Here is a 23,092-nt window from a genome sequence, read left to right on the forward strand (position 1 = left end):
TTTGCCTGCCACACCGATCCGCCACCTGCCCGCACTGCAGCACACCACGGAAGCCGGACGTCATGACCACTCCAGTGACCAGCACTGTCACCGCACCATCTTCGAATCATGCCCGGCGATGGCTGATTCTCGCCGTGCTCGGTCTCTCCCAGCTGATGGTCGTGCTGGACTCCACCATCGTCAACATCGCCCTGCCCTCGGCGCAGGGTGACCTGGGGTTCTCCAACGGCGACCGGCAGTGGATCGTCACCGCCTACGCCCTCGCGTTCGGCGCGCTGCTGCCGCTCGGCGGCCGCGTCGGCGACCTCATCGGCCGCAAGAACGCCCTGCTGATCGGCCTGATCGGCTTCGCCGCGGCCTCCGCGGTGGGCGGCGCCGCACAGAACTTCGGGCTGCTGGTCACGGCCCGCACCGCCCAGGGCCTGCTGGGTGCGTTGCTCGCCCCCGCGGTGCTGTCCCTGCTGACCACCACGTTCACCGACGCGGTCGAACGCGCCAAGGCGTTCGGCATCTATGGCGCGGTCTCGGGCGCGGGCGGGGCGCTGGGCCTGCTGCTGGGCGGGGTGCTCACCGAATATCTCGACTGGCGCTGGTGCATGTACGTCAACATCATCTTCGCCGTGCTCGCCGTCGCCGGTAGCACCTTGTGGCTGCGTCCGCAGCGCCAGGACGGCGCTCGCCCTCGCCTCGACGTGCCCGGTGCCATCACCGTGTCAGCCGGCCTGTTCGCCCTCGTCTTCGGTTTCGCCAACGCCGGGAGCCACGCCTGGGGCGAGGTCGCCGTCTGGGGCTGGCTGACCGCCGCAGCCGTCCTGCTTGCAGCGTTCGCCGCCCTCCAGACTCGGGTCGCGCACCCGCTCATCCCGCCGCGGGTGCTGACCGACCGCACCCGCGGCGGCGCGCTGATCAGCCTGCTGTTGTTCGGCATCGGCTCGTTCGCCGTGTTTCTGTTCCTGACCTATTTCCTGCAGCAGAACCTCGGCTTCTCCCCGATCCGGTCCGGGATCGCGTTCCTGCCGATGATCGGCGCGCTCGTCGTCGCCGCCGGTGCCGCCAGCGGCCTGTTGCCCCGCATCGGGATCCGGGTGCTGGTGCCGGCCGGTTTCCTGGTCGGCGCGGCCGGCATGCTTTGGCTGACCCGGCTCGGGGCGACCTCCACCTACGCCGGCAGCGTCCTCGGCCCGCTGCTGGTCATGGGGCTGGGCATCGGCATGGCGATGGCCCCGTCGATGACCGCCGGTACCTCCGGGGTGCACGCCGACGACGCGGGCGTCGCCTCGGCCCTGGTCAACACCGCACAGCAGGTCGGCGGATCCGTCGGCACCGCGGTGCTCAGCACGATCGCCACCTCGGCGCTCACCGGCTATCTGTCCGGCAGGACGCCCGGACCGGAAGCCCTGGCCGCCGCGACGATCCACAGCTACACCACCACCTTCGCCTGGGTCGCCGGCTTCTTCGTCGCCGGCGCCGTCATCAGCGGCCTGCTGCTCCGCTCCGGGCCGCTGCCGAGCGATCCGGACGCCGCACCCGTCGCCCATATGTAGCAACACGCCAGCAATCAGGAGGACCGTCATGAAGGCAGCACAGTTCAGTCAGTACGGGGGCCCCGAGGTCCTGCGGATCGTCGATCTCCCCGACCCCCACCCGGGTCCCGGCCAGGTCCGCATCCGCGTGCACGCCGCCGGCATCAACGCGACTGAATGGAAGATCCGCAAAGGCGAGCTGAGCTTCGGCGCGCAGCTCCCGCAGACGACCGGCCGGGATGTCGCCGGAGTCGTCGACGAACTCGGCGAAGGCGTCACCGATGTGGCCCTCGGCGACCGCGTGTTCGGCATCTCCGACGACGGCGCCGGCGCAGCCGAACTGGCGCTGCTCACCTATCGCGCGATCATCCCGGTGTCGCTCGGGTTCGTCGACGCCGCAGGGCTGCCCATCGCGCTCGAGACGGCGACCCGGGCACTCGACCAGCTCGCCGTCGCCGGCGGCCGTACCCTGCTGATCAACGGCGCCTCCGGCGGAATCGGCAGCACAGCGGTCCAGCTAGCCGTAGCCCGCGGCGCCCGCGTGATCGGGGCCGCCAGCGCCGCCAACCAGAACTACCTGAGCCTGCTCGGCGCCGACCCCGTCACGTACGGCGAAGGCATGACCGAGCGGGTCCGCGCCCTGGCCCCCGGTGGCGTCGACGCCGCACTCGACATCGCGGGAAATGGCATCTTGCCCCAGCTCATCGATCTCGCCGGCGGCCCTCAGAACGTGGTCACCCTCGCCGACTTCGAGGGCGCCAAGGAACACGGCGTGCACTTCAGCAACGGCTTCACCGACGGTCACGCCTTCCACTCCCTGGCGACCATCGGGAAGCTGATCGAAGCCGGCGGGTTCTGGCTCCCGGTCGACCGGACCTTCCCGCTCGCCGAGATCGCCGCAGCACACCGCATCAGCGAGAACGGCCGCGTACGAGGCAGACTGGTGCTGATCCCATAGATAGACTTCGCCGGGTGACGGGCGAACGGCATCTCGACTGGGCAGGGTGCCTCAACATCCGCGACCTCGGCAACCTGCCGACCGTCGGCGGAGGCGTCACCCGCTGGGGCGCGGTGGTGCGCGCGGACAGCCTCGACCGGCTCACGCCGCAGGGCTGGGCCGCGCTGCACGCCCACGGCATCCGGACCGTGGTCGACCTGCGCGAGGACGACGAACGCGCGGTGACCGTCGACCGTCCGGCGGACATCACGGTCGTTCACGTCCCGCTCGACGACAACGCGGACACCGGCTTCTGGTACCGCTGCATCGACGACGACATCGACGGCACCCCGCTCTACTACCGGCCGTTCCTCACGCACAAGGCGGAACGCTGCGCCGCGGCCCTCACCGCGGTCGCCCAGGCCGAGCCAGGCGGGGTGGTCATCCATTGCGGAATCGGCCGTGACCGTACGGGCCTGGTCGCGCTTCTTCTCCTCGCCCTCGCCGGCGTCGACCCACAGTCCATCGCCGCCGACTACGAGCTGAGCGAGGAACGCCTCCGCCGCCATTTCGACGACGCCCCGATCGCCGCCCGCCTCGCCACCCGCGGCACCACCATCACCGCCGTCCTGCAGGAGCTTCTCGCCACCCTCGACATAGAGAAACTCCTGCGGGAAGCGGGCCTCACCGACGAGACCTTGCGGGCCGTACGCGGCCGGCTTCTTGCTCAGCGTTTACGGCCCGAGGCCAGGGCGACGAGGAACTGACCACCGCCCGGTTCGACGGTTGCGGTCACCGGGAGCCCCGGCGCCAGCCGCGAGAACCGGTCGACCAGCCAATCCGCGGCCTCCTGCGCGTCCTTCTTGCTCGGGCACCGGGCGACCAGCTCCCGCCCGCCCTTACGCTCGAGTCGATCGGCAACGGTGATCAGCGGCGCCGGCTCCACGACGTTCAACCGATCCGGCCAGGCGATCACCACTTTGACCGCGCCCTTGCGCGTGTTGCACGCCCGATGAGCGAGCCGCTCAGGAATCTTGGCCTTCTTGTCCGCGGTACGGCTGTCAACGCTCGGCCCCCGCGGATCATTCACCGACATGTCCGCGTCAACGGGCTCGTCACAGACCCAGCACCGCCATCCGTCCCGTACAGCCACATCATCAAGAAGACTCATGCCAGCAACTTAGCCGAGCTCCGCGATCAGACGGCGGAGGCTGTGGAACGCGGGCTTCGGCGAATAGTCGCTGCGCAGCACGCCGAACCGGTGGAAAAGGTCGTCCTTCGAGCTGTCCGCGTCGCGCAGGGTGAACAATTGCCAGTGGGTCACGTTCAACTCCGCCCGCAGCCTGTGCACCGTTCGGATGATGGTTTCCAGTACCTCTGCCTGTTGGTCCTCAGGCCGATCCGGGCCGGTCGGCCATCCGTTCTCACAGATCCGGATCGGCACAGCGGCCGGAATTCCCGCTGTCGCCAGGGCTTGTTCCCGGAAATCGCGCAACAGTCGCTCCACGGTGCCCGGCAGCGCGTCGAGGCTCACCCGGGGGCCGAACACATCGGGGTAGATGTCGATCCCCGCGTAGTCCAGCGCCGCCGCGAATGATGAACCACCGGACTCCCGCACACCGGTCCAGGTCAGATTGGGTTCACCGGTGACCTGCACCGCTGACAGTCGCCTTCCGTGCCGTTGGACGACCTGGGCGACGAACGCCACCCATGCCGCCACGTCCCCGGCGGGATCGCGATAGCAGAGCACCAGATCCCACGGGGTCCCGCCCGCGACGAGGTTCGCGATCTGCGCGTGCACCGCCGCGGTGGAATCAGCGCCGGACCAGAGAACGTACACCCGGGGAAGCAAGGGATGGCCTTCTCCTTGCACCTCGCGGACCATACGCCCGATTGCCTCGAAGTCATCCGGCGGTCCCGCGACGATTCCGTCCGGTCCACCAGCGATCCCCAGCGGGAAAACTCCGAAGATGAGCGACGCGGTCACAGCACCGAGCCTAAAACAGAACCACCACCGAATGCGCCATCACCTGCCGGCGCCGGGCTTCAAAGGACGCCGTGCCGGCCGACGGCGTCGCCCACTTCGGTCCTCGATGAGACGCCGAGCTTGCGGAGGATGTTGGAGACGTGGACCGCGGCGGTTTTGGGGGAGATGTAGAGGCGGCGGGCCAGGTCCGTGTTGGTGAGGCCGTCGCTGATCAGTACGGCTACCTCGCGCTCGCGCGGTGTCAGCGCGGCCAGGCCGGTGACCGCGGGTTCGGCGTCGGCAGGAGCCATGCCCAGCCTGGCGCGTACGTGGTCGAGTTGCGCCACCCGCCAGCCTCGCCATTCGGCCAGGAGTAAGCCGGCCGCTTCCGCCTGGGCTGCTGCTTCGTCGCGCCGGTCGGCGGCGAGCAGGCAGTGGGCGGCGCCGACCCGGGCCGTGCCGCGCGTCGCCGGGCCGAGGGTGTGGGCGTCCACGATGGACAGGTACCCGGTCAGCGCTTCGGCGTGACGGCCGTGCGCCGACGCGAGCTGGGCATCGACCAGCGTCCGGTAGGCGTCCCACGTGTGGGGGTCGAGCAGCGCGGCGGCCATCTGGTCGAGGCGGTGTGCGGGCAGGCCGGCCTCGAGGGCGGCGGAGATCAGGTCGTGGGCGTGGTCGCCGGCGCGCCAGGTCTGCTCCTGCAGGGCGGTGAGGAACTCGTCCAGGATCGTCTCGGCGAGCGGGAGGTCGCCGCGGCGGCAGGCGAGGTGGAACGTGAGGCCGGGGATCGCGCTCGGCGGGTTGCTGGGCAGCGTCGCGAGGTCGGCGATGACCTGTTCGACGCGGTCCAGCTCGCCGGCCTCCAGGTAGAGCCCGGCCAGGAAGAAGCCGTGGTAGTCGGCCCAGCGACCGCGGCGCCGGTAGCTGCGGTCCTGCTCGCGGCCCTCCTCCAGGGCGGCGATCGCGGCGCGCAGGTCGCCGGCCCACATGGCGAGCCGGGCGCGGCCCTGGAAGTACGTTGCCACGGAGAGCGATTCGAAGCCGGCGCGTTCGGCGTCGACGCGCATCCGTTCCAGGGTTTCGGCGTGCTCGGCCTGCGAGGTCGGGGGCTCGCCGTGCACGAGGACGTTGAGGGCGCGGGCGGCCAGCACCCACTCCCCCGCCTTCTCCGCCTCGTCGACGAGACCGGCCAGGATTGTGCGTCCCGTGGCGGCGGTGTTCGGCCGCTCGATGAGTGCGGAACCCTTCTCGACCAGCGCTGCCAGGCGTACGGCCGGCAGGTTGAACTGCTCGGCCAGCACCAACGCCCGGTCGGACCAGAGCACCGACGCCTCGGGTTCGTCGCGGAAGTAGGCCGACTGGGCGATGGCGGTCATCGCGCGGGCCTGCTCGGCACCGGGCGGGAGCTGCGCGATCAGCGTCTCGATCTCCTGCGTCAGGGTCTGCATCTCGCCGGTCTCCCGCGACTCCCAGGCGATGCGGACCAGCAGGTACAGCGACTCGGCCCGGTCGGTCGTGGTGCCGGCGAGGTCACGCCAGCGCCGGCCGTAGCGCAGCGCGTCGTCCAGCAGCCCGGCCAGCCACGCCGCGCGGGCCGCGGAGGCCAGCAGGCCCGGGTCGTCGGGTTGCTCGTCGAGGCCCATCTCGGCGAGCTGCAGGGCCTGGTACGCGGAGCCGATCGACAGGTAGAGCACGGCACCCCGGCGCGCGGCGTCGACAAGGTCGTCGTACCGTCCGGCGCCTCGGGCGTGATGCGCGACCATCGCGGGGTCGGAGTCTTTTTTCAGCAGTACGTCGAGCGCGGTCTCGTGCAGCCGGCGGCGCTGGCGGCCGAGCATCTGGTCGGCGATCGCCTCGCGCACCAGCGCGTGCCGGAACGCGAATTCGTCCTCACCGGACTCGAGCAGCACACCCCGGGTCACCAGGTCGCGCAGCACCGCGATCAGCTCGTCCTCGCCCGCACCGGTCACCTCGGCCAGCAGGTCGAACGGGATGCGATGGCCGAGCACGGCCGCCGCCTCGACGATGCGGTGGCTGACCGGGTCGAGATCGTCGACCTGCCGGCGCAGCACGTCGGCGAGGCTCCACGGCAACGGCTGCTCGACCAGCGCCTCCACGTCGTACCCCGGAAGGGCCCGTAGCAGTTCCTCCAGGAAGAAGGGGTTGCCGCCGGTGCGGTGGTGCAGCGCGGTCGCCGCACGTAACGATGCCGGACCGCCGGTCGCGGCCGCCAGCATGGCCGCGGTCTGCGACGGGGTGAGCCGGTCCAGCCGCACGTGGGTGACGGCATGGCGCCGCTCCATCTGGGCGAGCAGCCCGGCCACCGGACGGCGCCGGGAAACCTCATCCGATCGGTACGTCCCGACGAGCAGCCGCGGCCCCCGGCGGTCAGCGATCCGCTCGAACAGCGCCGCGCTCTCCGAGTCGACCCAGTGCAGATCCTCGAAGACGATCACCGCCGGGGAATCGCCGACCAGCCCGGTCAGGATCGCGAGCCCGGTGTGCAACCGCTCGACCGGGCTGCGCTGCGGGTCCGCGAGCGCCGCCAGCTGCTCCTCGTCGACCTCCGGATGACTGTCGACGGCGTCGAGCAGAACCTCGTACGGCCGGGAAAGCGACCCGGGCTCCGCCCGTCCGACCAGCACCACCGTCTCGGCCGGCAGCCCCGCCAGCAGCTCCTGCACCAGCCGCGTCTTCCCGATCCCCGGCTCCCCCGCGATGATCGCCACCGCGGGCTCCCGCGACGCGGCGAGCTGCGTCAGCCGGCGCAGCTCGCTCTCGCGGCCGATCATCATCGGACTGGCACCGCCGCGGATGTTTCGCACGGCGCCAGGGTACCGGCGCGCTGCTTACGAACGGCCGGGTCTTTCCCGGCCCGGCGCACCCGCCGGGCCAGGTTCAGCAGCCTGCGCTGGTCGGCCTCGGCGATCAGCGCGCGGTGGTGCTCGTTCGCCAGCGCCAGCATCATGTCCGGGTGAAGCAACATTGTGTCTCCCTCGTCAGCAGGTGATGTATTGATCCTCTGCCGCGAGGGGTGGGGGTCACATCGGAAGCGTCTGCCTATCTTCGCTGGTCAGCGTGGTTTAGGACGGGCGCTTGACCATCTAGGTATACCTAGGGCGCCGCCCGCCTCAGCGGGTCAGGAAGCTCCTGAACGAGCGCGGTGGCCGGCCGGTGATCTCCTCGACCACGCTTGTCGTCCGGTCCTCGGCCCCCTGCGCGATCGCGGCGTCCATGCCGGCGAGCAGGTCCGCGAACGGCGCCGGTATGCCGTCCTGCTGAAGGCGGGCGGACAGGTCCGTGACGGAGATCCGCCGGTGACGGACGTCCCGGCCGGTGTGCGTGGTGAGCTCGGCCGCGACGTCGTCGAAAGTGAGTGGCTCGGGGCCGGTGAGGACAAGGTCGCGGCGGGGTGCTTCGAGGCCGGTGAGGACGTGCCGGGCGACGGCGGCGATGTCATCCGGGTCGATGAACGGCACCCGGCCGTCCTCGGTGGCGCTGACGATCTCTCCTTCGGCGCGCGCGGACCGGGCGTGCAGGTGGTCGCCGGTGAAGTTTGTGGCGAACCAGGTCGGGCGCAGGATCGTCCAGCCGGGTACGAAGTCCGCCAGCCGGGCACCGATGCCGCCCACCGGGATCGCCGACGAGCTGAGCAGGGCGACCCGTTGCACGCCGGCGCGCTGGGCCTCCACCAGGAACGGGGTCATGATCGGTTCCGGGTCGGCCACGCCCAGCGGCGCGACCAGGTAGACCGCGTGGACCTCGCGGACCGCCGGGGCGAAGGTGACCGGGTCGGTCCAGTCGAAGCGGACGTCGGCGGACGGCGAGCGGCCGGCACGGCGTACGGGAATGTCGTGCTCGATCAGTTGCCGCGCGAGCCGGCTGCCGGTGGTGCCGCTCGCGCCGAGGACCAGTACGGTCATGCCGCCACGCCCATTCCCACCGGGATGTCGCCCAGGGCGAGGGGGTTCCAGTAGTCCCGGTAGCGCCGGATGCGGCCGTCGACGATCGTCAGGACGGCGATGTAGCGCGCGGTGTAGGGCTCGCCGGTCGCGACAACCAGCCCGCTGGCGGCGAACTCCCCAATGATGACGGCCGGGTCGGTGGTCTCGTGCACCTCGACGTCGTGGATGCGCTGGATGTCGAGAAGATCGGTGTAGCCGGCGAGGTACGCCTCGACCGCGGGCCGGCCGTCCGGGCGCTGCGGCCGGGCGGGCGGGGCAAACGGGAACTCCATGACGGCATCGTCCGCGTAGAGCGCGATGAACGCCGCCATGTCGTGGGCGAGCAGGTGGTCGAGCGCGCGCCGCAGCACTTGCGTGGGGCTGTCGGACATGGTTCCTCCTGGAAGTTAGACTGCGGACTGCCGGTCCGCTTTCACTGTAGCGGACTGACGGTCCGTTTTGTTGAGGGGGCGCTGCTGTGCGGGCTGACAAGGCACGCAACCGGGAGATCGTGCTGGCCGCGGCGGGGCGCCTGTTCGACGCCGCGAACGACCCCGATGAGGTGTCCATGGATGCCGTCGCGGCGGCTGCCGGGGTCGGCAAAGGCACCCTGTTCCGGGGCTTCGGCGACCGGCTCGGGCTGGTGCGGGCGCTCTACGAACAGCGGTCGGCGCAGGAGTTCGCCGCGCGACCGGTCGGCGATGACGGAGATCCCGCGGAACGCGCCCTGGAGCTGCTGACCCGGACGTGGCGGTTCAAGGAGCGCCACCGGGTGCTCGGGCTGGCGTTCGAGCGGGCGGGGCACGGCAGCCCGTACACCAATGCGGGTTATGACTGGTGGCACGCCGAGCTGGCCGGGCTCATCGCCGCCGCTCGGGCGGACGCACCCGCCGGATTCCTGGCGCACGCGCTGCTCGCCGCGGTACGCAGTGACCTGGTCGAACACCTGCGCGGCCGGCCGGACACGGACGTCCACGCCGGGCTGCAGGATCTGGTGCGGAGCGTGTTCCGGGACGGGAAGCAGCGTTAGTGGTGCCAGGAGCGCCATAGGGCCGCGTACGTGCCGCCGGCTGCGACGAGTTCGTCGTGGGTGCCCAGCTCGGTCACCGTGCCGGCGTCCATCACGGCGACCCGGTCGGCGTCGTGGGCGGTCTGGAGGCGGTGGGCGATCGCGATGACGGTACGGCCGTCGAGCACCGCGGCGAGCGCGTGCTCGGTGTGACGTGCCGACGCCGGGTCCAGCAACGCGGTCGCCTCGTCCAGGATGACCGTGTGCGGGTCGGCGAGGATGACCCGGGCCAGCGCGAGCTGCTGTGCCTGCGCGCCGTCGAGCTTCTGCGCGTCACCTCCGACCAGGGTGTCGAGGTCGCCGGCCCAGTGCGCTCCGACCGTGTCGAGGGCCGCGCGCAGGTGCGCATCGGTCGCCTCGGGGCGTGCGATGAGCAAATTGCCACGGATCGAGTCGTGGAAGACGTGGTACTCCTGCGTCACGAGGACGACCTGCTCCCGCAGCCGTTCGGGCCTCAGGTCCGCGATCGGCACGCCGCCGACGGTCACCGCACCGGTACGCGGCCGGTCGACGCCGGCAAGCAGGCGCCCGAGCGTCGACTTTCCCGCGCCGGACGCGCCGACGACCGCCAGCCGCTCACCGGGCCGTACTGTGAGGTCGATGCCGTGCAGCACGTCCCGGCCCTGGTCGTAGGCGTACCGGACGTCCGTGACGGCGATGCGATCGTCGGCCGGTTCGGCATCCGTCACCGGACCGGGCTCGGCGAGATCGGCGAGACCCTCGACGCGCGCGAACGAGGCGCTGCTGCTCTGCAGGTCCTCGATCCACATCAGCACGACTTCCAGTGGCGCGATCAGTTGGCGCACATAGAGCGCGGCCGCGACGACCGTACCGATATCGGATCGATGATAGAAAGCGCCACCGATCAGCAGCACCGCTGCGACCGGGAGGATGGCGGAGATGTCAACTGCCGGATACAGCACGGTACGCAGCCCGAGCGTCCGCAGCCGTGCCCGCCGTGACCCGGCGACCGCCTCGTCGACGGCGGCGATCCGGCGCCGTGCCAGCGACAGTGTCTCCACCGTCCGGGCTCCCTCGGCGGTCGCGGTCAGCTCCTCGGCGAGAATCGAGCCGGCCGCACCCTCGTCGAGGTAGGCCGCACGGGCACGCCGCAGATACCAGCGGGCGGCCACCCAGGTGCCGGCGAGGCTGATGACGCCACACGCTCCGAGAATCGGATCCAGCAGCACTACCGCGACGACGATGACCAGCACCTGCACCAGCGAGATCAGGACGTCCGGCATGGCATCGCGCAGCGTGGAGGCGACGGTCGAGACGTCGGTGGTGGCGCGTGCGGTCAGATCGCCGGCCGATGCCTGCTCGACGGCGACAGCGGGCAACGCGAGCGTACGGTCGAGAAACTGCTCGCGGACCCGTGCCGCGGTCCGCTCGCCGAACCGGAACGCCACCAGCCGTGCGTAGCGGGTGAGCACCATCGACACGACCGCCATCACGAGAATCACGATGGCTATCCGGTCGACGGTGCCGACCGCGGCGTGCCGTTGCGCGGTGTCGTGCGCGCCGGTGATGGCGTTGAGCATCCGCCCGAGCAACCACGGCCCGGCCAGACCGGCGCTCGCGGCGAGCCCGTTCAGCGCGAGCACGACGGCGACCGGACCACGCTCCAGCCTGACCAACCGGCCGGCGGCGCGCCACACCTGACGGGAATCGGCGACCGGCATCGTCATCGCAGCACCTCCGTGGCCTCGCCGGCGGTACGCGCCACCACGGTGCGATAGCCGGAGTGGCCGGCAAGCAGATCGGTGTGCGTCCCGGCAGCGGCGACCACGCCGTCGACCAGGAACACCACCCGGTCGACCCGCCCGAGGACCAGCGGCGACGTCGTCGTGACCACGGTGGTGCGACCCGACCGGGCACGTCGCAGCCCGTCGATCATCGCGGCCTCGGTGTGCGCGTCGACGGCCGACGTCGGTTCCACCGCGAGCAGTATCTCCGGATCGGCGAGCAGGGCGCGGACCAGGCGTACCCGCTGCCGTTGACCGCCGGAAAGGTTCACGGCCTGGCCACGGATCCGCGCGTCCAGCCCATCGTGCAGGCCCTCCACCACATCGCGCGCCGCCGCGGCGTCCACCGCGGCCATCACACGATCATCATCAGATCCACCCAGGACATCCCTGAAGACCCCGGCGAACAGGTACGCGTCGTTGTCCGCGACCACGATCCGGCGCCGGAGTTCCTCGCCGTCGATCGCGTCGAGCCGCACGCCACCCCAGGTCGCCTCCGACCTCGCGAATCCGCCGAGGCGCTCGATGACGGCAGCGGGCTCGGCCGTGCGCGCGGCGACGAGTGCCACGAACTCCCCCGGCGCGATCCGGGCACCGGACTCCGGGTCGTGCAGCTCCGACGGATCGGGCGGCGCTGTGCCGGTGCCCGCCGTACGATCCGCTGTCAGATTGAGAAAACGCACGATGCGGTTCGCCGCCACCAGCGCCCGGCTGAGCGACTCGCCGGCTTCGATGAACTGGAACACCGGGATGACCAGAAGCCCGGCGTACCCGTAGACGGCCACCAGCTCGCCCGGCTGGATCGTCCCCTGCGCGGCCATCCGCGCCGCGATCCACGTCACGACCGCGAGAAATACCGCAGGCAGCCCGACGCCACACGCCGCGATCCAGCTGGACACCGCGCCGAGGCGGTACCCCTCGTCCCGCAGCACGGCCGACCCGGCCCGATAGCGCCGCGCGAAGACGTCCTTGCCGCCGAGCCCGCTGAGCACACGCAACCCGGTAACGACGTCGACGATCTGCGCGGTCGTGACACCCTGCTGCTGCCGGTACGCGGCCCCGGTGTGGTTCAGCCGTCTGAGCAGCGGCCCGACCACGCCCGCCAGGATGGGCACGCCGGCCAGGACGATGACCGCCAGCAGCGGCGAGATCATGAAGAGCAGAACCGCGACGACCGCGTACGCGACCAGGGCCCCGAAACCCGGCCCCGTCATCGTCAACGCCCCGGCAACCGCCCCGACATCACCGATCCCGATCGTGACCACCTCACCACTGGTCACCTGCCGCGCCAGGGTCGCCCCGAGCACGGTGGCATGCCGGTTGACCGCCGTCACGGTGCGAAAGGCGCCATCCATCCGGACCCGGGTCATGGTCCGATGCCGCATGATCGACAGGTACGCGGTGAGCACGCCCACGCCGACCAGAGCGGCAACCCATTCGACCAGCCGCCCGTAGTCGCCGGGGATGAGGCCCTGATCGACCGCCTCGGACAGCAGCCACGGCGGAACGATCAGCCCGATCATCCAGGTGGTGCCGAGGAACGCCCCCGCCACAATCCGTGCGGGCTGACAACGCGCCAGCCACAGGAGATACCGGCCGGGCGTACGGATGTCACTGAGCCGGGGCTGAGGGTACGTCGCGACCATGCAGAAGCCTACCCCGGAGATCGATCTCCATCATCTCGCTCCGAGGCGTCGGCTCCGTACTGATCAGCTGGTCCACGACCGGGTGGACAGGACCAGGCGGTACCCGTCGGGATCCGCCACGGTGACACCCCATCGATCCCAGTACTGACCTTGGGAAACCCTGCGGCCGCCGTACTCCTCCAGACGGGCGATCAGTGATTCGTCCACCGGCCCGGCCAGGTAGATCACCAGCCGATCCTCGGCCGTGGGCGTGGGCGGAGCGGTCAGGTGGGGGCCGCCAACCAGTTCCAGATGCCACGCCGCCTGTGGCCAGCCCAGCATGACCAGGTCGTGCTCGTCGGCGTTCTCGGCGAGCGCTCTATAAAGGACATGCAGTCCGAGCCCCTGGACATAGAACCGCTCGGCTGCCGCAAGGTCGCGACTGGGCCGCGCAATGCGAATCGGCGCCGCAGGGTCAATCATCAACCAGCTCCATTCTCGTGGCCGGCGACCACTGTCCTCACTGAACCCTCCTTGAGGTCAATGGGGATACTGGCGCGGGATGCGGGGTGAGATCCCCTCGCGGAAGGCGGTGATGCGGCGGGTGACCTGGGGGCGGCCCCACGTGTTCTCGATGCGGTCGATGTACAGGCAGCGGGCGGCGAGTTTGTCCAGGTCGACCGTGAAGTACATGGCCATCAGCGGGTTGACGAACAAAGTGCTGCCGTGGGTACGCCGGGTGAAGTTGATGTCTCCGAAGGCGCCGGCGGTGGCCGCGGCGATCTGCCCGTGGACGATGCTCGGGCGGTCCGGGGTCGCGGCCTGGGCGTGGGCGACCGCTTCCCGATAGAGCTCGGCCTCGCGGCTGTTGCCCGGGATGGACAGGGCGCCGAGGTAGCCGCCGTCCCGGTCGAGGGCGGCGAGGTTCTCCAGGACCTCGACGTGGTTGACGCCGTCGTGGGCGTCGATGCCGAAACCCAGGCTGGTGACCAGTTTTACCGGGACGTCGAGGCCGGCGACCGCGGCGAGGCTGGTGATGTCCTCGACGGGTGTGCCAAGGTTGCTCTCGTCGCCGCGCAGGAGGATGTCGGTGCCGCCGTCGACGAGGACCACCGCATCGATGTGCAGCGTTTCGATCAGGTGGCGGTAGGCGTCGCGTAGCCGTTCGACGCCCAGCGGCGGGAACGCGTACACCGTGGAAGGCAGGTTTTTGGATGCCAGCCAGCGGGCGAGTGTTCGTTCGGGGAAATACCAGTCGGTGCTGGTCGTGTCGGGGGTGACCGCGGCGACGTTCTCCGCGATCCAGTCGGCGCGGTCGAGCAGGACGAGTTCGGAGAAGGACAGGCTCGCGAGGTGCACGTGCGCGCCGTTGCCGGACAGGGCGAGGGCGAGCGGCAGTCCGGCGTACACGTCGAATCCGCCGCCCGCACCGGCGATCAGGATGTTGCGTGCCGGGGCGAGGGCGGCGAACAGCGGTGGAACGATCAAGGATCCTGGCACTGGGCCAAACTACAAGGCCAAATTACAAGGCCAAACTACAAGGACAGCACCAGATCCCGGACCGCGGCGGGCTGGGACAGGAACGGGTGGTGGCCCGCGTCGAGCTCGACGACCCGGCCGGCGCGCTGGGCGAACTCGCGTTGCAGGCGCGCGGGCGTGCCCAGATCCTGCGCGCACACGAGATAGGTCGTGGGGATGTCGTGCCAGGCCGCGGCTCCGACGGGCTGGCCGGTCACCTGCACGCTCTGCCGCGCGAGATGATCCGCTGCCTGCGACTGCACGTTTGTGTCGCAATCCTGCAGGAAAGTGTCCACCAGCAGCTCCGGCCGAACCCCGAACGTCCCGGCCACGGGATCGACGTCCAGGAACGGAGCCGGGCCGCCATCCCCGAAATCGGACAGGCTCTGCCCCACCTCCGGCAGATAACTGGAGATCAACAACAAATGCCGCACGGAGGGTACGCCCGAAGCAGCCGCCGCCGTGACAATGCCTCCATAACTGTGCGCAACCACGACCGTCGGCTCGTCACTGTCCGCCAGCACCTGGCGCACCGCGGCGACATCCTCGGCCAGCCCCGGCCCACCGGCACCTCCCGGCACACCAGCCTCCCCACAGCTCGGCAGCCCCGGCGTCACGCTCTCTTCCTGCAAGAGCCCGGCCACGCGGTGCCACCACCACGCCCCATCCCGTACGCAGGCCCCGTGCACAAACACAACCCTCATCGTGACCTCCACATCCGCCGTTTCGTTCAACGGTAGACGTACTTGCAGTTACGTGAAAAAGTGCGGTGATGGGCCGGCGACCACAACCCGAGATCAAGCAACGCCTGCTCGACGCGTGCACCGACCACGCCCTTGCCCACGGCCTTCCCGACAAGCTCGAACCGCTCGCCACCGCCACGGGCACCTCGACCCGCATGCTGATCTACCACTTCGCCACCCGCGACATCCTGTTACGCGCCGTGCTCGCCCACGCCCGGCAACGCCAGCTCACCATGTTCGGTGACCTGCTGCGCGGCCAGCCCGGTCAGCCCTATCCGGTCACGCTCGCCAACGCCTGGACGTTCATGACCGGCCCCGAAGGCCAGCCCTATCTCCGCATGTTCGGCCAGTGGCGCGACGGTGCAGCACAGCAACTGTTACCCGATTTCCGCCGGGCCGCGACGACTGACTGGCTCGGGCCGCTCGAGGAAGGCCTGCGCAGCATCGATCAACCCGAACGCGCCACTCTCGTCCTCGCGGTCATCCGCGGACTACTCATGGACCTCGACGCCACGGGCGACAGTGTCCGTACGAACAAAGCCTTCGCTGACTTCCTGAACACATTCGTGCAGTGAGGGCGCTCAGCCGGTTGCCTCTGCCGTCTCGTGCATGGCGCCGTTGAGCAACTGAGCCGTCCAGCTGTGCGACTTGTAGAGCCACGTCGGGTCCGCGGACTCGGTGGCGGCGAGCCATGCGCACGCGCGATCCAGCCCACCTCCGGTGGTGAGCACGGCGTGTGCGTCGGCGCGGACCCCGCTCGGCACGGCGTGGATCGCGAACACGCAGCGCGAACGCTCGGGAGTTCCGCGGGGCCGGTAGTACGTGTTACCGAGATCCCGGTATCGGGTGGCCTTCAGCAGGATCGGATCGGGCGCGGGGCCGCCGTGCATCCTGAAGTCCAGCGACAGCAGATGAACCCCGGCGGCATGCAGTGACGCTTCGACGATCGTCCGCCCGACCGGGTAGGACCAGCCGGCCCGCAGCCTGTCGCGGTCGTAGGTGTCCCACGGCCCGCCGGTCACCCGCGTGACTGTACCGGCGGGCAACGACCGCAGATGCCTTTCGGCCCGTCCGTCACCGCGTGGCTGTGCCGGCGGGCGCGGATCGGCGGCCGTGATCCGGGCGCCGGGTCAGGCGCGGTGGAGGCGGCGGATCGGGGTGATGAGCAGCAGCGATGCGCAGACCGCGGCGGTGACGGCGGTGGCGAGGAAGAGGAGGTCGCGTGGGGCGACGATCGAGGACACCGGGCCTACCAGGGCCTGGCCGACCGCGAGGCCGGAGACCGAGCCCGCTACCTCGTAGGCCGTCACACGGTTGAGGACGTCCGGGGCGACCTGGGTCTGGACGCTGGTGGACCACATCACCGACCAGAATGCCCAGGCCGTACCGCCGATCAGATGGCCGGCCATCAGACCGGGCAGTGGCAGGGCGAGCGCGATCGACAGGGGCAGGCAGATGAAACCGGTCAGCGCGATCGCCCCCGCGGCCAAGGGGTGGGCGGGGCGGAAGCGGATCGCGATGAGGCCGCCGAAGACCGTGCCGGTGCCCATGGCGGCCATTGACCAGCCGTACGCGGCCTCGCCGAGGCGGTCGCCGATCTGCTGGGAGCCGAGCGGGATGAGCGGGCCGAACACGATCAGGCCGAAGAACACCCAGATCACGATCACCGACCACATCCACGTACGGGAGCGGAATTCCGTCCAGCCTCGGCGTAGGTCCCGCAGCACCGTGGCGGTGTGGTCGCGGGGTATGACGATCGGGGCGTACCGGAGCAGGGCCAGGCAGGTCGCGCTGGCCAGAAACGTTGCCGCGTCGAACGTGTAGACCGTGCCGGGGCCGGTGAGCGCCATCATCAGCCCCGCGAGGACGGGGCCGCCCAGCTGCGTGGCGGCGTCGCCGATCTTCAGGGTGCCGTTGGCGCGCTGGGGGTCCTTGGCTACCAGGGGGACCATGCCGTTCACGCCGGGCTGGAACATCGCGGCGGCTGTGCCGGCCAGCGCTGACGTGAGCAGAAGCAGCCACAGCGGCGGCGTTCCGGTGAAGAAGGCGACCGCGACGACCGTCTGGGTGACCACCCGGACCAGGTCGGCGCCGACCATCATCGTGCGGGCGCCGATCCGGTCGGCGAACACTCCACCGAACACGATGAGCAGGACGAACGGTGTCGTCCAGACGGCAAGAACGTACCCGACGCCGGAAACGCCGTAGACCGCGCCGACGGCCAGCGCGGTGGCCACCGGCATCATGGCGTCGCCGAGCAGCGAGACCGCGCGGGCCGCGAAATACAGGGTGAAGTCCCTGGTCCAGAGCGTGGGACGGGTGGCGAGAGCGGACTGCATGATCAGCAATTCTGGTCGGCGCATCGACCGCCCGCAGGCGCCCCGCCGGACATGGCTGGGTACATTCCTGCCATGCGTGAACGCGTGGTCGCCCTCGTCGGGCCGACGCTGGAGATGTATCCGGTGACCTGTGCGTCGGCGGTGTTCGGCTATCACGGCCCGGACATCGCCCACCGGTACGGGTTCCAGCTGTGCACCGAACGGCCGGGCTCCATCCGTACCACCATGGGCTTTGACATCGTGGTGAACGACGGCCTGGAGGCGCTCGCCGAGGCCGACACCGTCCTGATCGCGGGTTGGTGTCCCGGACCGGAAGTGTCCGCGGCGGTCGGCGATGCGGTCAGAAACGCTCATTCCCGTGGCGCGCGGATTGTCGCTGTCTGTTCGGGTGTCTACGTTCCGGCCAGCTTGGGACTGCTCGACGGGCGCGTCGCCGCGGTCCATTGGGAGCTCACCGGTGCGCTCGGGCGGCAATACCCGAAGATCCAGGCCGATGCGACGATTCTGTACGCCGACCACGGCGATGTTGCGACCGCCGGCGCCTCGGCCACCACCATCGACCTGTGCCTCAATCAGGTGCGGCGTGACCACGGCGCCGCGCTGGCCATGCGGATCGGACGACAACTGTCCGCCGCGCCACACCGCGAGGGTCATCAGCGACAGTTTCCTTCACTGCCGACAACCGGTCCGGTGCCCGATTCGATCGCTCCGCTGCTCGACTGGATCGCGGCGAACCTGCACACCCCGCTCACCATCGAGGCCATGTCCGCCAGGGCCGGCGTCTCACCGCGCACCCTCAGCCGCTATTTCGCCGAACAGCTCGGCACATCGCCGGGCCGGTGGCTGCTCGACCGGCGGATCGCGAGCACCCGCGCGCTGTTGGAGGAAACCGATCTGCCGGTCGAGACGATCGCCGAGCGGGTCGGTCTTTCGTCCGCGGTGAACCTGCGCCGCCGTTTCCGTCACGCGTTGCAGACCACGCCCGGCGCCTATCGGCGTACGTTCCGGGCCTCTTTTTAGAATTTCAGAATGATGCGGCCGCGGAATCCGCCTGCCTCGACCCGGCGGTGTGCTTCTGCGGCTTTGTCGGCGGGAAGTATGTCCGCTACCCGTGGGGTCAGTTCGCCGGCTTCAACGGCCCGGCGCAATGCGTCGAGTTTCCCCTGCGAGTGGTAGTCGTTGTAGACCCAGGCGGCCTCGTAAAGGATGCCCCGGGTGGGCTCGCCTTTCCAGCGGCGCAGGGAGACGAACACACCACCGTCGCGTACGGCGGATAGCACCTTGTCGTGCAACAGCGCGGTGTCGGCTACGGCATCCACGCCGTCGGGGAAAATGGCGCGGATCCGGGCCGCAGCGTCGTCCCCGCGTTCAATGAAGTGGTCCGGCCTGACGGTCATGTCTTCGAGTGCCGCGTCCGCGACCACGGTCAGGCCCTGCTTCTTGGCGAGCTGGATCAGGTAGGTGCCGACCATTCCCGCGGCTCCGGTCACGGCGATGCTCTGCCCGGGTTTCAACGCGACGAGTTCCAGGATCTGGGTCGCGGTGAGGCCGTTCATGGGCAGGGTCGAGGCCTGCTCGAACGACGTTCCCGCGGGTATGCGGGCGATGGAGTCGTCCGGGGCGATGAGGTATTCGACGTACGCGCCGCCATGCTCGGACATCGGGATGGCCAGAGCCATGACCTCGTCGCCGAGCTGCCAGGTGCTGCCCTCGCCGAGCTCGTCGATCACGCCGGCCGCTTCCGTGCCGGGGATGTGCGGCGGGGGCCCGTCGCCGGCCCCGAGCAGGCCGGTGCGCTGGGAGATGTCGGTCGGGTTGACGGCCGCCGCCCGCACCCGCACCCGGACCTCGCCGGGGCCCGGGTGCGGATCGGGAAGGTCGTGGACGCCGAGCACCTCCGGGCCCCCGAACTCGATGAATCCGATTGCTCTCACCCGCGTACCCCCCTTGACTCATTTCCAACGCAATCGTTGGAGTTGAGACGAGCGTACATCGGCGGGACCCCTTACTCCCAGGGCCAGGTGCCGTTCTGGCCCGATTCCAGCAGCGGCACCATGCGGAACGCGGCGTCCGTGAGGCCGCCGAACGTGTACCGGTAGGGGCCGGTCGCGCCGTGTCCCGCCTGGTATCCGGCGAGGTTCCAGGTGTAGAGCGGGGTGCGCGGCGGGATCGCCGAGCCCGGGTCACCGTCGCCCGCCCAGGCCTGCTCGTCGGTGACGATCAGGACGCGGTCGTGGCCGGCGTACCACTTGCGGACCGCCGTGCGGGTCTGCGTGCCGCCGAGGTTGCTGAAGCGGTCGATCACGCGCAGCAGGGACTCCCCCGGGCGTACGTCGATGGAGTGGGAGCGGGTGCCGAATTGCACCAGATCGACCTGGCCCGGGTTGCGCGCCGCCAGCGCCGCACCGAAGACCGCCGCGGCGTCGGCGCGGGTCAGCTCCGAGCGCGCCGACATCGTGTCGAACATCGAGCCGGACCGGTCCACCAGGACCAGGGTGCGTCCCGGCAGCTTCGGCACGTTGCTCAGCGACAGGTTGAGCGCCTTGTCGAGAGCGTGACCCCACCGCAGCGACGGTGCTGCCCTGTAGGCGGCAAGGAAGCGGAACGGGAACTGACGCGAGCGGCGTACCTGATCCACGTTGGACAGTCGTGCGGCGACCGCAGCGGCGACGTCGTCCGGCACCTGGGCCTGATCGAAGTTGCGCAGGTTCCGCAGCAGCGCGGCGTACCCCATGCTCGGAATGAGCGCGCTCCACATCGCTGCCTTGTCCACCTGAGCACCCGCCAGCGAGAGAGCGTCCTCCCACGTCATTCCGGCGGTCTTCAGCGCGTCGGCGTCGAGCAACGCCGACGGATCCCCGGCAATCCGCGCACGCAGCTCCGCGTTGCGGGCAAGCATCGGCAGCGACGCGGGCAATGCCGTGTCGCGCTTGTGCCGGCGATCGAGCGCCACCTTGAACAGGTCGCCCTGCCACGGCGAATCCGCGGCCGCGGTCGGGTGGGTCAGGTCGATGACGTCGGCGAAACGGAATCCGTGCGCCGCCGTGTCGTACTTGAGCAGGGAAAACTCGGTATAGAGGCGCTGAACCGCGTCGACGATGCCGCGCTTGACCGGCTTCGGGATCGCGCGGCCGTATTTGCCCGTCCAGTAGGCGAGCATTTCGCCGGGCTCGTCGGCACGCAGCAGCACAGAATTGATCAGTTGACGGCCGCCCGGCTTTCCCGCGGCGAGCAGGGCACGGGTCGCCTCGGCCGCCCCGACAAGGGACGCGGTGCGCATGTTCGCACGGCTGCGCAGCCAGGTGAGAAACCCGGCGATCCATTCCGGATCGGCGATCGCCACCTGGCGGACCAGTTGCGCGTAACGGGTGTCACGGTCCCGGGCGGCCTCATAGAACGTGTCTTCACCGACCATGTTGGCAACGGCGAGAAGAAAGAGTTCCGATTCAGCGCCGCGGGCGACTCCGGCGGCGCCCTCATAGGTGACGGCGGGGCCGGCGCTGGTGATCGGGCCGGTCGCGGCGGGCTTCGCCGTAGTCGTGTTGAACTTTGCCATGACGAGAAGAACTCCTTCCGCGGACCGGAAGAGAGCAACAATTCTTCAGTGCGGGGTGCCCGAGATCGAAGTCGGCCTCGGAACGTAACTGCTCTATCCCCTGAGCTATGCCGGCATGCAGTGCCGGCACCGGGACTCGAACCCGGGACCTGTCCATTAAGAGTGGAAGTAACCGCTGCCTGCGCACCGGGCACCCACCGCATCTGAAGTTGTTGCCCCTCCCGAGATCAAAGAGCAGGACGGCATTGATTTCCATGCAATGAAGTAGCCGTCCCGCGTCGCACCGGGAGGTGCAGGAACGAAGTTAGCAACGTAGCTTCCCGATGTCGCCCGAGTTTTCCGGCAGGCGGCTGACGTACTCGAAGTCCGAGGTCTCCAGGACCATCCGCTCCGGCTGCTCGAAGTCGGCGGACCAGAGCCGCCAGCTGCCGTCGTCGAGCGCGTAGTTGACGATCGCCTGCGACGCCGTCCAGCTCGCCAGCGTGAGCACACCGCGATCCGGTGGAACGGGCTCGGCCGGGAGTGCGGTCGGCGTGCCGAATTCGTAGCGTTTCGCCATGTGGTTCGTCAGGTGCGGGCTTGCCGCGAGCCATTCGTCGGTCAGTCTCCCGAATGCGGCATCACGCGACCACCAGGGCCGGGTGGCCGCGCTGAGAATGGCGTCGCCCGCGCCCGCGAACGCCTCGCAGTATTCGCGGATCGGGACCTTGCCGACCTGCTTCGCGTAACGCACCGTGCGGATTTGCAGCATCACTTCATGGAGGACGTACGCGGCCGTGCCCACCGGTTTTTCCTTCACGCGTGGCTTCGGCGCCTTCGGCTCCCGCGCGGGGGTGATCGCGTCGGCGGCCCGGCCCGCGTGCGTCAGATGCCACGCGTCGTCGTCCAATCCGAGCACGGCTCCTCCGCAACGGATCAGCCCGCGATCACCGATCCGGATCTCGACACCCGTGTCGTCTACGGCGAGGACGATGCCGGTTGTGTCAGAGCTGTCGAAACGTACGTCTTGAATGTCGCGAAGGTACAGCTGCACCACGGCGTCCGTCGTTGTCTGGACAGCGAGGTAGCCATCGAGCGTGGTTCCGGCGCGCTCTACCCGTACGGTGCGAAGTGTGGCCTGGTCCAGGCGGTAGTCCTGGGTGAGGCTCGTTACGGCCGCGACGGTCAGCGGCGCCGAGCTGAAACGGATCCGGCCCAGAGAGTCACGGTAGTAAGGGGAATCGGGTGATGCCGGTCCGAGCAGGGCCGCCAGGGGTTGACCGCCATGCCGGATCATCCAGGCGCGGCGTGACGGTCCCAGGTCTGCCATCCACTGCAGGGCTTCCGCGGCGTGCCGGTCACGAATCCGGGCAGACCGGGCAAGCGCGGCCTGAAACAGGGGAACGGTGTTGTTGTCCCAGACGTCCGCGATCTCGGCGACCTCGGTGCGGTCGAAGAAACGGCCATCGGCGGACAGTTCCGCGATGCGCGCGAATGAGCGATCGAGCAGTCCCGTGAATACCCGCAGACCCATGGCGATCACGGTATCGGCCGGCCGCTTGTCGGCGGTGCTTTGCTGATGCTGCGACACTGGGACTGTCCCACGGTCCTGGATGACGAGGAGGCGGCGATGGCGGTCAGCGGAGCGAACCAGCGCGAGGAGTCCATCGAGCCGGATGTCCCGCGCCAGGAGCCACATCGGGCGCTGGCCGAAGCGGTGCTGAGCAACGCCGCTGAGCAGGCAGAATGGCTCGCCGATGGCGGTCCTGAGCCGGCGTTGCCCGCAGCCTGGTCCGGGCTGTGGCAGGCCGCCGTGCAGCGTCAGATGGATCTGAGCGGGCAGGCGGAAACGGTGGCCAGCCAGGCCGTGAGCAGCACGATGTCCCAGCTCGCGACGCTCTATCACGAGGCTGCGTGGTTCCGCACCGACGACGATCTGCGGCGGCGGGCCACCAACGAGGTGCTGTTCTACGGCACCGAGCTGCGTACCAAGCTGCGCAGCCAGTCCGCGCAGGAGGCCTGGCAGCGGCGGTCGGCCTACGGTCTTTCGGCCAGCAGCTCGGCCGTCCGCGCCCGGGTCACGGCCAACGATGACTGGCTCACCGGCTGGCAGGCCTGGGCCGCCGCGCAGCAGACCAGCTGATCACG

Annotated in this window: 23 protein-coding genes and 1 tRNA gene; 7 read left to right on the plus strand and 17 right to left on the minus strand. The window is 69.8% G+C overall.

Going from position 1 to position 23,092, the window contains the following annotated elements; translation table 11 throughout:
* Positions 1-62: 62 nt before the first annotated feature.
* Genes Ahu01nite_RS00085 through Ahu01nite_RS00095 form a run of 3 tightly spaced genes read left to right on the plus strand, consistent with a single transcriptional unit; the run spans position 63 to position 3,227 of the window.
* Positions 63-1,544 carry an MFS transporter gene (locus Ahu01nite_RS00085; protein WP_203834238.1) on the plus strand — a complete coding sequence of 494 codons (1,482 nt, stop codon included), beginning with the start codon at positions 63-65 and terminating at the stop codon, positions 1,542-1,544.
* A 28-nt stretch (positions 1,545-1,572) separates the two neighbouring features.
* The gene (locus Ahu01nite_RS00090) at positions 1,573-2,481 is read left to right on the plus strand and encodes an NADP-dependent oxidoreductase (protein ID WP_203834239.1); all 909 of its coding nucleotides are present in this window, start codon (positions 1,573-1,575) and stop codon (positions 2,479-2,481) included.
* Positions 2,482-2,495: 14 nt separating this feature from the next.
* Positions 2,496-3,227, plus strand: a complete 732-nt coding sequence (locus Ahu01nite_RS00095) for a tyrosine-protein phosphatase (RefSeq protein ID WP_203834240.1) — start codon at positions 2,496-2,498, stop codon at positions 3,225-3,227.
* Here the strand turns inward: Ahu01nite_RS00095 and Ahu01nite_RS00100 are convergent.
* The 6 genes from Ahu01nite_RS00100 to Ahu01nite_RS00125 form a co-directional block, all read right to left on the minus strand.
* Positions 3,188-3,631 (minus strand): hypothetical protein, encoded by a 444-nt coding sequence (locus Ahu01nite_RS00100; protein ID WP_203834241.1) that lies wholly within the window; start codon positions 3,629-3,631, stop codon positions 3,188-3,190. The two genes, Ahu01nite_RS00095 and Ahu01nite_RS00100, sit on opposite strands and share 40 nt — an antisense overlap.
* Before the next feature lie 9 nt (positions 3,632-3,640).
* Positions 3,641-4,447 (minus strand): hypothetical protein, encoded by an 807-nt coding sequence (locus tag Ahu01nite_RS00105; protein ID WP_203834242.1) that lies wholly within the window; start codon positions 4,445-4,447, stop codon positions 3,641-3,643.
* Positions 4,448-4,506: 59 nt separating this feature from the next.
* Positions 4,507-7,251, minus strand: coding sequence for an ATP-binding protein (locus tag Ahu01nite_RS00110; protein WP_239158513.1), 2,745 nt, complete (start codon positions 7,249-7,251; stop codon positions 4,507-4,509).
* Positions 7,218-7,412: a hypothetical protein gene (locus tag Ahu01nite_RS00115; RefSeq protein WP_203834243.1), complete on the minus strand. Its 195-nt coding sequence runs from the start codon at positions 7,410-7,412 to the stop codon at positions 7,218-7,220. Before Ahu01nite_RS00115 ends, Ahu01nite_RS00110 begins: the two co-directional genes overlap by 34 nt.
* 145 nt (positions 7,413-7,557) lie before the next feature.
* Positions 7,558-8,349, minus strand: coding sequence for a Rossmann-fold NAD(P)-binding domain-containing protein (locus Ahu01nite_RS00120; RefSeq protein ID WP_203834244.1), 792 nt, complete (start codon positions 8,347-8,349; stop codon positions 7,558-7,560).
* Positions 8,346-8,762: a nuclear transport factor 2 family protein gene (locus Ahu01nite_RS00125; RefSeq protein WP_203834245.1), complete on the minus strand. Its 417-nt coding sequence runs from the start codon at positions 8,760-8,762 to the stop codon at positions 8,346-8,348. The genes Ahu01nite_RS00120 and Ahu01nite_RS00125 overlap by 4 nt, the downstream gene beginning before the upstream one ends.
* 86 nt (positions 8,763-8,848) lie before the next feature.
* Between Ahu01nite_RS00125 and Ahu01nite_RS00130 the strand changes: the two genes are divergently transcribed.
* Positions 8,849-9,400, plus strand: coding sequence for a TetR/AcrR family transcriptional regulator (locus Ahu01nite_RS00130; RefSeq protein ID WP_203834246.1), 552 nt, complete (start codon positions 8,849-8,851; stop codon positions 9,398-9,400).
* Here the strand turns inward: Ahu01nite_RS00130 and Ahu01nite_RS00135 are convergent.
* From Ahu01nite_RS00135 to Ahu01nite_RS00155, 5 genes are all read right to left on the minus strand, one after another.
* On the minus strand, positions 9,397-11,127 hold the full coding sequence (locus tag Ahu01nite_RS00135; RefSeq protein WP_203834247.1) for an ABC transporter ATP-binding protein: 1,731 nt from the start codon (positions 11,125-11,127) through the stop codon (positions 9,397-9,399). The two genes, Ahu01nite_RS00130 and Ahu01nite_RS00135, sit on opposite strands and share 4 nt — an antisense overlap.
* Positions 11,124-12,740: an ABC transporter transmembrane domain-containing protein gene (locus Ahu01nite_RS00140; protein WP_203834444.1), complete on the minus strand. Its 1,617-nt coding sequence runs from the start codon at positions 12,738-12,740 to the stop codon at positions 11,124-11,126. The genes Ahu01nite_RS00135 and Ahu01nite_RS00140 overlap by 4 nt, the downstream gene beginning before the upstream one ends.
* 153 nt (positions 12,741-12,893) lie before the next feature.
* Positions 12,894-13,292 (minus strand): VOC family protein, encoded by a 399-nt coding sequence (locus Ahu01nite_RS00145; protein ID WP_203834248.1) that lies wholly within the window; start codon positions 13,290-13,292, stop codon positions 12,894-12,896.
* 57 nt (positions 13,293-13,349) lie between these two features.
* On the minus strand, positions 13,350-14,309 hold the full coding sequence (locus Ahu01nite_RS00150) for a DUF1152 domain-containing protein (RefSeq protein ID WP_203834249.1): 960 nt from the start codon (positions 14,307-14,309) through the stop codon (positions 13,350-13,352).
* Positions 14,310-14,344: 35 nt separating this feature from the next.
* Entirely contained in the window at positions 14,345-15,031 is a 687-nt protein-coding gene (locus Ahu01nite_RS00155; RefSeq protein ID WP_203834250.1) for an alpha/beta fold hydrolase, read from the minus strand.
* 68 nt (positions 15,032-15,099) lie between these two features.
* Here Ahu01nite_RS00155 and Ahu01nite_RS00160 point away from each other — a divergent pair, with 68 nt between their 5' ends.
* Positions 15,100-15,645 (plus strand): TetR/AcrR family transcriptional regulator, encoded by a 546-nt coding sequence (locus Ahu01nite_RS00160; RefSeq protein WP_239158514.1) that lies wholly within the window; start codon positions 15,100-15,102, stop codon positions 15,643-15,645.
* A 6-nt stretch (positions 15,646-15,651) separates the two neighbouring features.
* On the opposite strand, the gene Ahu01nite_RS00165 is transcribed toward Ahu01nite_RS00160, so the two are convergent.
* Together Ahu01nite_RS00165 and Ahu01nite_RS00170 are read right to left on the minus strand one after the other, a co-directional pair.
* Positions 15,652-16,092, minus strand: a complete 441-nt coding sequence (locus Ahu01nite_RS00165; RefSeq protein ID WP_203834252.1) for a hypothetical protein — start codon at positions 16,090-16,092, stop codon at positions 15,652-15,654.
* A 108-nt stretch (positions 16,093-16,200) separates the two neighbouring features.
* Positions 16,201-17,409 carry an MFS transporter gene (locus Ahu01nite_RS00170; protein ID WP_203834253.1) on the minus strand — a complete coding sequence of 403 codons (1,209 nt, stop codon included), beginning with the start codon at positions 17,407-17,409 and terminating at the stop codon, positions 16,201-16,203.
* Positions 17,410-17,481: 72 nt separating this feature from the next.
* On the opposite strand from Ahu01nite_RS00170, the gene Ahu01nite_RS00175 reads away from it, so the two are divergent.
* On the plus strand, positions 17,482-18,429 hold the full coding sequence (locus tag Ahu01nite_RS00175) for a GlxA family transcriptional regulator (protein WP_239158515.1): 948 nt from the start codon (positions 17,482-17,484) through the stop codon (positions 18,427-18,429).
* Here Ahu01nite_RS00175 and Ahu01nite_RS00180 read toward each other — a convergent pair.
* The 4 genes from Ahu01nite_RS00180 to Ahu01nite_RS00195 form a co-directional block, all read right to left on the minus strand.
* On the minus strand, positions 18,426-19,343 hold the full coding sequence (locus tag Ahu01nite_RS00180) for an NADP-dependent oxidoreductase (RefSeq protein ID WP_203834255.1): 918 nt from the start codon (positions 19,341-19,343) through the stop codon (positions 18,426-18,428). The two genes, Ahu01nite_RS00175 and Ahu01nite_RS00180, sit on opposite strands and share 4 nt — an antisense overlap.
* Positions 19,344-19,414: 71 nt before the next feature.
* Entirely contained in the window at positions 19,415-20,965 is a 1,551-nt protein-coding gene (locus Ahu01nite_RS00185; RefSeq protein ID WP_203834256.1) for a TROVE domain-containing protein, read from the minus strand.
* Positions 20,966-21,086: 121 nt separating this feature from the next.
* Positions 21,087-21,148, minus strand: a tRNA-Ser gene (locus Ahu01nite_RS00190).
* Between the two features lie 121 nt (positions 21,149-21,269).
* Positions 21,270-22,535: a hypothetical protein gene (locus tag Ahu01nite_RS00195; protein WP_203834257.1), complete on the minus strand. Its 1,266-nt coding sequence runs from the start codon at positions 22,533-22,535 to the stop codon at positions 21,270-21,272.
* Here Ahu01nite_RS00195 and Ahu01nite_RS00200 point away from each other — a divergent pair.
* Positions 22,524-23,087: a hypothetical protein gene (locus Ahu01nite_RS00200; protein WP_203834258.1), complete on the plus strand. Its 564-nt coding sequence runs from the start codon at positions 22,524-22,526 to the stop codon at positions 23,085-23,087. The two genes, Ahu01nite_RS00195 and Ahu01nite_RS00200, sit on opposite strands and share 12 nt — an antisense overlap.
* Positions 23,088-23,092 lie beyond the last annotated feature (5 nt).

The organism is Winogradskya humida, assembly GCF_016862215.1.
Taxonomy (GTDB): Bacteria; Actinomycetota; Actinomycetes; order Mycobacteriales; family Micromonosporaceae; genus Actinoplanes; species Actinoplanes humidus.

Excerpts from the sequence above, each read along its gene's own strand:
- Ahu01nite_RS00085 (WP_203834238.1), top strand. The coding sequence starts at position 63 with ATGACCACTCCAGTGACCAGCACTGTCACCGCACCATCTTCGAATCAT.
- Ahu01nite_RS00090 (WP_203834239.1), top strand. The coding sequence starts at position 1,573 with ATGAAGGCAGCACAGTTCAGTCAGTACGGGGGCCCCGAGGTCCTGCGG.
- Ahu01nite_RS00100 (WP_203834241.1), bottom strand. The coding sequence starts at position 3,631 with ATGAGTCTTCTTGATGATGTGGCTGTACGGGACGGATGGCGGTGCTGG.
- Ahu01nite_RS00115 (WP_203834243.1), bottom strand. The coding sequence starts at position 7,412 with ATGTTGCTTCACCCGGACATGATGCTGGCGCTGGCGAACGAGCACCAC.
- Ahu01nite_RS00120 (WP_203834244.1), bottom strand. The coding sequence starts at position 8,349 with ATGACCGTACTGGTCCTCGGCGCGAGCGGCACCACCGGCAGCCGGCTC.
- Ahu01nite_RS00125 (WP_203834245.1), bottom strand. The coding sequence starts at position 8,762 with ATGTCCGACAGCCCCACGCAAGTGCTGCGGCGCGCGCTCGACCACCTG.
- Ahu01nite_RS00135 (WP_203834247.1), bottom strand. The coding sequence starts at position 11,127 with ATGACGATGCCGGTCGCCGATTCCCGTCAGGTGTGGCGCGCCGCCGGC.
- Ahu01nite_RS00145 (WP_203834248.1), bottom strand. The coding sequence starts at position 13,292 with ATGATTGACCCTGCGGCGCCGATTCGCATTGCGCGGCCCAGTCGCGAC.
- Ahu01nite_RS00155 (WP_203834250.1), bottom strand. The coding sequence starts at position 15,031 with ATGAGGGTTGTGTTTGTGCACGGGGCCTGCGTACGGGATGGGGCGTGG.
- Ahu01nite_RS00160 (WP_239158514.1), top strand. The coding sequence starts at position 15,100 with ATGGGCCGGCGACCACAACCCGAGATCAAGCAACGCCTGCTCGACGCG.
- Ahu01nite_RS00170 (WP_203834253.1), bottom strand. The coding sequence starts at position 17,409 with ATGCAGTCCGCTCTCGCCACCCGTCCCACGCTCTGGACCAGGGACTTC.
- Ahu01nite_RS00175 (WP_239158515.1), top strand. The coding sequence starts at position 17,482 with ATGCGTGAACGCGTGGTCGCCCTCGTCGGGCCGACGCTGGAGATGTAT.
- Ahu01nite_RS00185 (WP_203834256.1), bottom strand. The coding sequence starts at position 20,965 with ATGGCAAAGTTCAACACGACTACGGCGAAGCCCGCCGCGACCGGCCCG.
- Ahu01nite_RS00200 (WP_203834258.1), top strand. The coding sequence starts at position 22,524 with ATGCTGCGACACTGGGACTGTCCCACGGTCCTGGATGACGAGGAGGCG.